Raw genomic sequence first — 2,630 nt, 5'->3', positions numbered from 1 at the left:
AAAATTTATCAATAAATATATTCCTTTAGGAGAATAAGTATAATGACAATTTTAAGAAAAATAATATGTACACTTTTTTCTGAATTTAGGAATCGTGGAGTTTATATAACTATAATTATGTATCTGTCCCATTTAATAGGAGTATTAAGGGGCTTTTTTTATAAGTCCATTTATTATAAAAATATTAAATCTTCTATTTTTTCTTTACAAACTAAAAGCAGGATAGAAATTTTTAATAAAAATTCCATTTTGAATATAGGAAAGTTTGTATTTATTAGAAAGAACGCCAGCATTCGGATAGATTTTAATGGAGAAATAAATATTGGAGATAATGTTTTCATTAATGATAATTGCAATATAAATTGTGTAAATCGAATTACTATTGGTAGGAATACGAAAATTGCTCCCAATGTATGTATAAATGATCATGATCATAATTATAAAAAGGCTTCAAAGGATCATTTAATTCGGGGAGAAGTTTCTATTGGAGAAAATGTATGGATTGGTTCAAATGTTGTGATTCTAAGAGATACGTTCATTGGGGATAATGCAGTGATTGCAGCTGGAAGTGTAGTAAAAGGCAACGTTCCGGAGAATACATTATTTCTTAACAAAAGAGAAAATAGGAGTGTTGTATTAAAAAAGTCAGATAAAGTAGTAAATATTAAGTAATTAAGATAGAGAAGGATAAGAGGAAATATGAAAAAAAACATTTTAATTTCGGTATACAATATGGAAATTGGTGGTATTGAGAGAAGTCTTATCAACATGTTAGAAAGTTTTGATTATCAGAAATATAATATCGATTTACTAATTTATCACCATGTTGGTGAATTTATGAAGTTAATACCAAAGTCCGTAAATATTTTACCTGAAGTTGAGAATTATTCTGTATTCCGCAAGCCGGTTATCCAATGTTTAAAGGAAGGGCATTTTTCTCTTTCTTTAATGAGGACAATAGCTAAATATATTGCATTGATAAAATCAAAATCTAGGAGATTAGAGGAAGGCTCTGGTTATATCCAAATGCAGCTTTCCTTAAAATATTCTTCATATTTCCTTCCAAAAGTAGAAAAAGAATATGATGTGGCAATAAGTTATGCATGGCCGCATGATATTATTGCCAACAAAGTAAAAGCCAGAAAAAAGATAGCATGGATTCATACAGATTATAGTAAATTAGAAATCGATAATAGGTTGGACCTAAATGTATGGAATAAATTTGATGCCATTGCATCTGTTTCTGAAGCTTGTGCATCATCATTTTTATCAACCTATCCTGCATTAAAAGAAAAGGTTATGGTTATTGAAAATTTAACTTCACCAAATTTTATTAAGAAAATGGCTGAAGAAAAAAAGATTTTTAATAATAAAAATGATACATCCTTTAAGATCGTTTCGGTCGGAAGATTGTCTTATGTAAAGGGATTTGATTTGGCCATTACTGCTCTTAAATTGTTACGTGATAAAGGACTAACCAATATAAGATGGTATGTGATTGGGTATGGCGGCTACGAAGCTGATCTTAAAGAATTAATTAGTGAATACAACCTTGAAGATAACTTTATCCTCTTAGGAAAGAAGACAAATCCTTATCCATATATAAAAGAATGCGATTTATATGTTCAACCATCCAGATATGAAGGTAAGGCGGTAACTGTTTCAGAGGCTAAGATACTAGGAAAGCCAATTCTTATCACCAATTATCCAACAGCAAGCAGTCAAATAGAAAATGGAGTTGAGGGAATCATATGTGATTTAAGCACCGAAGGAATCGCAAATGGTATTGAACGGTTTTATTATAATGAAGAATTAAGAAACTCATTTATAGATAATATTCGAAATAGGGATTACAGCAATGATTATGAATTAGATAAACTTTACCAGATTGTTGGTTAAGGGAGGAGCGATTGTACATTGGAAGTTAAAGTAAGTATTATCATCCCTGTTCATAACGTGGAAAAATTTATAACTCAATGTATAGAATCACTCTTAAGCCAGACCCTTAAAGAGTGTGAGTTTATATTTATTAATGATGGTTCTAAGGATCGTAGTAGTGAAATTATTATTAAATATAAAAAAAGGGATAAACGAATAATATTAATAAACCAAAATAATGGAGGAGTAAGTGCTGCAAGAAATGCAGGGTTGAAGGTCGCTACTGGAGAATATATATGTTTTGTTGATGCTGACGATATGGTGGAAAAGGAAATGTATAAAGTATTATATGAAACGGCTAAGTACGAAAATTGTGACATAGTTGTATCTAACTTTCAAAGTGAGATGGAAGGGCGGCGTGTTTTTAGTAATTATCCTTTTCCCAAGAATATAAGTTTTAATTTTGAGTATGTTCAACAGGAACTATTACCCTATTTTATTAAAAAAGATGATCTAAACACTGTTTGTACAAAAATATATAAAAAAGATTTGATAGCCAAAGCAGATGCATCTTTCCCACAAGAATTGGCATTAGGTGAGGATGGATTTTTTAATATGCTGTGTTTTAGTTATGCAAATTCAATAAGATTTATAGAGTATACCGGTTATAACTATAGAGAAGTTGAGGGAAGTGCGACAAGAAACATTATTAAAAAAGATTACTTCAACCAAGCATTAGAGGTCTATAATAG

Annotated in this window: 3 protein-coding genes; all 3 read left to right on the top strand. The window is 30.0% G+C overall.

Going from position 1 to position 2,630, the window contains the following annotated elements; genetic code table 11:
• The first annotated feature begins 42 nt into the window (after positions 1-42).
• Positions 43-672 carry an acyltransferase gene (locus tag V7266_RS30630; protein WP_335473047.1) on the top strand — a complete coding sequence of 210 codons (630 nt, stop codon included), beginning with the start codon at positions 43-45 and terminating at the stop codon, positions 670-672.
• 27 nt (positions 673-699) lie between these two features.
• Entirely contained in the window at positions 700-1,899 is a 1,200-nt protein-coding gene (locus V7266_RS30625) for a glycosyltransferase (RefSeq protein ID WP_335473046.1), read from the top strand.
• 18 nt (positions 1,900-1,917) lie between these two features.
• Positions 1,918-2,630: glycosyltransferase (locus tag V7266_RS30620; protein ID WP_335473045.1), on the top strand; the 713-nt coding region annotated here is incomplete at its 3' end.

This window comes from Neobacillus drentensis (assembly GCF_036965645.1).
Lineage (GTDB): Bacteria > Bacillota > Bacilli > Bacillales > Cytobacillaceae > Neobacillus > Neobacillus drentensis_D.
This window is presented reverse-complemented; position numbering and strand designations above follow the sequence as displayed.

What these genes read in the sequence shown, in the direction of transcription:
- V7266_RS30630 (WP_335473047.1), top strand. Translation starts at nt 43, where the DNA reads ATGACAATTTTAAGAAAAATAATATGTACACTTTTTTCTGAATTTAGG.
- V7266_RS30625 (WP_335473046.1), top strand. Translation starts at nt 700, where the DNA reads ATGAAAAAAAACATTTTAATTTCGGTATACAATATGGAAATTGGTGGT.